The organism is Wolbachia endosymbiont of Drosophila barbarae, from assembly GCF_044752445.1.
Classification (GTDB): Bacteria; Pseudomonadota; Alphaproteobacteria; order Rickettsiales; family Anaplasmataceae; genus Wolbachia; species Wolbachia pipientis.
This window is the reverse complement of the sequence record NZ_JBIXJM010000111.1, coordinates 1-4,936: the sequence shown is the minus strand read 5'-3', so window position 1 is coordinate 4,936 and position 4,936 is coordinate 1. Positions and strand designations below refer to the sequence as shown.

Sequence of the window (4,936 nt, the reverse complement as noted above, 5' to 3'; positions counted from 1 at the left end):
TAAATTATTTCTTTTATTGAGACCTTTCTCCAATGGCTCTATTATAAATTCTTCAAAAAATGGCTTATTTAATGCAATAACCTTAAATTTCTCCTCCGCTTCTTTATTGTTTGGGTTTTTATCTGAGTGATATTTTAACGATAATTTACGGTATTGTTGACTAAGCTTTTTCTTAATATTCTTAATGTCAGAATTTACCACATCCTCCTTTTGAATATTAAATGTTAAAAACAACTGCTTTAAAGCGTGGTACTCATTTTCATTCAAAACATTTCTAGCCACATTACACCTACAAATTAACTAACTATTAATGTTCTATAATATACATATTTCCAAACTATGTCAATTATTTCATAAATATCTTTGGTAAAAATTATTTCTGTTATGACTAGCATGATAAGTGTATGAAGCGACTAAAATTGTCATTACAGCGCTTAGTGTACGACAGTGCTCCAACATTTAGGGTTGCAGTTTTCATGGCAGATCTGAGTAGCTGACCCATCTAAGAGGTGTCATTCAAGTAGCTGACACTGGAATGGCTTTGTTGCATCGCACCTTATACGGTAGTAATTTACAATAAATTCATGTAGCCATTTCGAATTTAGTCATTTCAGTGTTGGCTACTTGGATGACACCACCTGCTATGCTGCAAATTGCAACGTTCGTACACTAAAGTATAGTGTGTTACTAACGAAGGCAAACAAATATCTGCTTTATGAAAACGTTAATATTTTTCATTGAAATAATACATAAATACTAGAAAAACCTTGGCAGGTTATTCGCGTTTGATTATCATAGAGAATTATATAAATTAATAAATGATCTATGGCAAGTAACCCAGAAGAAAGAAATAGTGATAAACAAAAAGCACTAGATAACGCAATAAGCCAGATTGAAAAAGCATTCGGTAAAGGTGCAATAATGAAGTTGAAGCAAAACCCTGTAGAAAAAATAGACACAATATCCACAGGATCAATTGCGCTTGATTCGGCTCTAGGTGTTGGAGGTCTGCCAAAAGGGCGTATAATTGAAATATTTGGCCCCGAGAGTTCTGGTAAAACCACTCTTGCCTTGCACGTGATTGCTGAAGCACAAAAAAAAGGAGGATCATGCGCATTTATCGATGCAGAACATGCATTGGATGTCTTATATGCTCGTAAACTTGGGGTAAGCACTGATGATTTAGTGATTTCACAACCAGACACTGGAGAGCAGGCGTTGCATATTGTTGAGTATTTAGTGTGTTCTGGTGCGGTTGATGTGATAGTTATTGACTCTGTCGCAGCATTAACTCCAAGAGCTGAAATTGAAGGTGATATGGGTGATCAACATATGGGGCTGCAAGCAAGGCTTCTAAGTCATGGGCTACGGAAACTAACCTCTGCCGTTTCAAAAGCGAACTGTATATTGATATTTATTAATCAAATTCGTATGAAAATAGGAGTAGTGTATGGAAATCCTGAAACTACCACGGGTGGAAATGCATTAAAATTCTATACTTCTGTAAGGCTTGATATAAGAAAAGTTGGTGTAATAAAAGACAAAGAAAATATTACAGGTAATGAAACAAGAGTTAAAGTTGTAAAAAATAAAGTTGCTCCTCCATTTAGAGAAGCGAAATTTGATATAATGTACAATGAAGGTATATCAAAACTCGGAGAAATAATAGGTATGGGAGCAAAGCTTGGTGTGCTTGAAAAAGCAGGCGCTTACTATTCATATAACAACACACGTCTTGGGCAAGGAAGAGAGAATGTAAAAACTTACCTAAAAACAAACAAAGAAGTCGCAAATGAAATAGAAACGAAAATCAGAGATTTACTCAGAAATCATGATAATTCTATCATAATAGACGAGGATAGTGAGCAACTTTTAGAAGAATCAGTTTTCTGATCTAAACTTAGGCATTAGATTTTGTGTTGGACGGGTTGTTACAGTATGACGGTAATTCTATGTGCTAATATAACAATCTGTAATGTTACCTTGTATCAAAAAGACTTTGCTGAAGCAGTTAAAAAAAGCTTTTCATGAGAAATTATAAATGATAAATTGTTAACAATAGGTTATTGTTAATAAGATTATGTGTTTTGGTTTACCTAATATAAACAGGGAAGGTTATTCATTTATAGTAGTTTCCTTTATAGTAACGTGTATAGCATTCTCTATATCTTGGGGGTTTGGCGTTACGTGCTTGTTTCCGACATTATTGTGTACTTATTTCTTTCGTGATCCAGCAAGAGCTGTGCCAAACAATAAGAATCTTATATTAAGTCCTGCTGATGGTGTGATTTCAAAAATTGAAGAAGTTAATTATCCTTTATCAGCAGAAAACGGAGAGGAGAAGAAGTTTACGCTTGTTAGCATATTTTTAAGTGTTTTGAACGTCCATGTGAACCGTATACCAATATCTGGTACGATAAAGGAAATGAGTTATAAAAAAGGCAAGTTTGTATCCGCAATGAGCAATAGGTCTAGTAATGAAAATGAAAAGCAGGTTATTGTAATTGAATACAAAAAGGGGAAAGAAATTATTGTGGAGCAAATAGCTGGATTAATTGCACGTCGTATCGTTTGTAATTTAGGAATATCCCAGAACGTAAAAGCAGGTGAAAGGTTTGGAATTATAAGGTTTGGCAGTAGAGTGAATATCTATGTTCCTGCTGATACAGAAGTCAGAGTTTCAGAAGGGCAAACTGTTATTGGTGGTGAAACAATTATAGCAAACTTAAATAAGGAAAACGTTCAAGAGAAGCTTACTTTTGACGTTATATGAATAACGATGGAAGTAACAGTAGATTCTTACCTATTACTAAATTATTCCCAAACTTTATAACTTTATTGGGTTTATGTTCTGGTCTCACTTCACTTAAATTTACATTTAATGAACAATGGGAATTCTCAGTAATTTTTATCATCATTGCAGCAATAATAGATGGAATGGATGGCAGAATAGCTAGAATTCTAAAATCAACTAGCGATTTTGGAGCCCAACTTGATTCTTTTGCAGATTTTCTAAATTTTGGTGCAGCGCCTGCATTTCTTTTGTATTTTTGGAAGCTAAACGAAATCAAAGTCATAGGTTGGATTTTAGTAATGATATACGTAATCTGCATATCAATAAGACTTGCAAGATTTAATGTTTCGCTACACTCAGAACAACCATACTGGGAAAAATTTTTCTTTTCTGGTGTTCCAGCTCCAGTGTGTGCTTTACTTTCTTTGTTACCAATAATTATTACCTTTCAATCTCATGAGAGTGAATACTTACTTCTCATAGAGCGATTTTTTAACACAAGAAACGTAGCTTGTTACTTTCTGGCCATTTCATTTTTTTCGATAAGTCACATTCCAACTTTCTCTGCAAAATATATTTATATTCCCAAAAGCCTATCCTATATATTTGTGTCATTTTTTGGAGTACTTATTGTATTTTTCATCAGTAAGCCCTGGATGACTCTACCAATTTTAGGTATAGTGTATACACTTACTATTCCAATAAGCATCGGGTTTTACATATATTTTACATATAAAACTCGTTAGCTAACAAAAAATAGAAAACTGCATGATTTTGAAGATAAGTGAACTATTAAATTCATTTCTGTATATAAAGATATTCAACATTCCATTTATAATTATTTGGGTAATTGCAACTGGAATCTTTTGTACTGCCCAGTTCAAATTCATTAACTTTAGGTTACTTAAATATGGAATACAGACGCTATTCAATCTAAAGTGTAATAACAGCAACAATGGCATAATCACTCATATTCAAGCGTTTGCAACAGTAATTTCAGGAACAGTTGGTCTTGGAACAATATCAGGAGTTGCAATAGCTATCACAATAGGGGGCCCAAGTGCAGTTTTTTGGATGGTAATTACCGGAATACTTGGTATGTCGATAAAGTTTGCCGAGGTGGTGCTTGCATTTACTTATCGCTCTGAAAATACAACTGGCGGGGCTTTTTATTACATGAAGTACGGGCTTGCAAAAATTGGATTTGCAAAAACTGGTAGATTTCTTGCCTTCACTTATGCGATTATGCTACTTATTGCAATGATTTTGGGCGGTATACCATTTCAAGCAAATCAAATAGCAGCACTATCAAATAACCTCCTAGAATACAACGCATCCATTATTATATCCCTGCTTGTCTTTATTGTAATATTGGGAGGAATAAAGCGCATTGCTTTCGTTTCAACGAGCTTAACACCAATTATGATAGTGCTATATGTGGGTATGTGTATATATTTAATTTATGTAAACGGAAGTAATTTGCTGAATGCTCTATCCATAATATTCCAAGATATCTTCAATAAATCAGCTATAGGAAGCGGAGTATTGAGCGGATTAATAGCCGGAGTGAGAAGATCAGTGTTTGCTAACGAAGCAGGTACCGGAACAGCAGCTATAGCACATTCAGCTGTAAAAGAAGAAGATCCAATTAAAGTTGGGTGCGTTGCAATGATTGCACCACTTATAGACACAATATTAATCTCATTTTTGACTGGTATTGTGATAATTATCACTGGTATGCATAGCACTGATAACGTGGGTGATATTACACTAATTAGTTCGATATTTTCAACAGCTTTGCCCTTGTTCAGCAAGTTAGTTTTTTCGCTAATGATGTTTTCCTTTGCATTTTCCACAATAATAGCTTATTGTTACTACTGTGAAGTTGCTTTGCTGTATTTATTTGGTAGTAAAAAAATACTGATACCGTTCCAAATTCTTATAGTGGTTTCAGTGTATATCAGCTGTATGTCAAAGAATATAGAATTTATATCTTATCTAGGTGACAGTTTGTTTATGTGCCTTATGATTCCAAATGCTGTTGCAATATATCTACTAAGAAGGGAAGTTTTGAATACAATAGATTCTTATTACAATTCTAAAGGGTATTAACATGATTTATAGATTGCTTTGTATGGTGTT

The 4,936-nt window shown here is 33.9% G+C and carries 5 protein-coding genes; 4 read left to right on the top strand and 1 reads right to left on the bottom strand.

The window, feature by feature from the left end:
- Positions 1–201, bottom strand: a 201-nt coding sequence (locus ACIPNH_RS01485) for a DnaJ domain-containing protein (protein ID WP_400771233.1), incomplete at its 3' end; no start/stop codon positions are given.
- A 624-nt stretch (positions 202–825) separates the two neighbouring features.
- Between ACIPNH_RS01485 and recA the strand changes: the two genes are divergently transcribed.
- From recA to ACIPNH_RS01465, 4 genes are all read left to right on the top strand, one after another.
- On the top strand, positions 826–1,893 hold the full coding sequence (gene recA / locus ACIPNH_RS01480; RefSeq protein ID WP_400771230.1) for a recombinase RecA: 1,068 nt from the start codon (positions 826–828) through the stop codon (positions 1,891–1,893).
- A 187-nt stretch (positions 1,894–2,080) separates the two neighbouring features.
- The gene (locus ACIPNH_RS01475) at positions 2,081–2,773 is read left to right on the top strand and encodes a phosphatidylserine decarboxylase (protein ID WP_400771227.1); all 693 of its coding nucleotides are present in this window, start codon (positions 2,081–2,083) and stop codon (positions 2,771–2,773) included.
- The gene (locus ACIPNH_RS01470) at positions 2,770–3,540 is read left to right on the top strand and encodes a CDP-alcohol phosphatidyltransferase family protein (protein ID WP_015589351.1); all 771 of its coding nucleotides are present in this window, start codon (positions 2,770–2,772) and stop codon (positions 3,538–3,540) included. Before ACIPNH_RS01475 ends, ACIPNH_RS01470 begins: the two co-directional genes overlap by 4 nt.
- 22 nt (positions 3,541–3,562) lie before the next feature.
- Positions 3,563–4,906 (top strand): alanine/glycine:cation symporter family protein, encoded by a 1,344-nt coding sequence (locus ACIPNH_RS01465; protein ID WP_400771223.1) that lies wholly within the window; start codon positions 3,563–3,565, stop codon positions 4,904–4,906.
- Positions 4,907–4,936 lie beyond the last annotated feature (30 nt).

Coding starts and splice junctions, on each gene's coding strand:
- recA (WP_400771230.1), top strand. CDS start 826: ATGGCAAGTAACCCAGAAGAAAGAAATAGTGATAAACAAAAAGCACTA.
- ACIPNH_RS01475 (WP_400771227.1), top strand. CDS start 2,081: ATGTGTTTTGGTTTACCTAATATAAACAGGGAAGGTTATTCATTTATA.
- ACIPNH_RS01470 (WP_015589351.1), top strand. CDS start 2,770: ATGAATAACGATGGAAGTAACAGTAGATTCTTACCTATTACTAAATTA.
- ACIPNH_RS01465 (WP_400771223.1), top strand. CDS start 3,563: ATGATTTTGAAGATAAGTGAACTATTAAATTCATTTCTGTATATAAAG.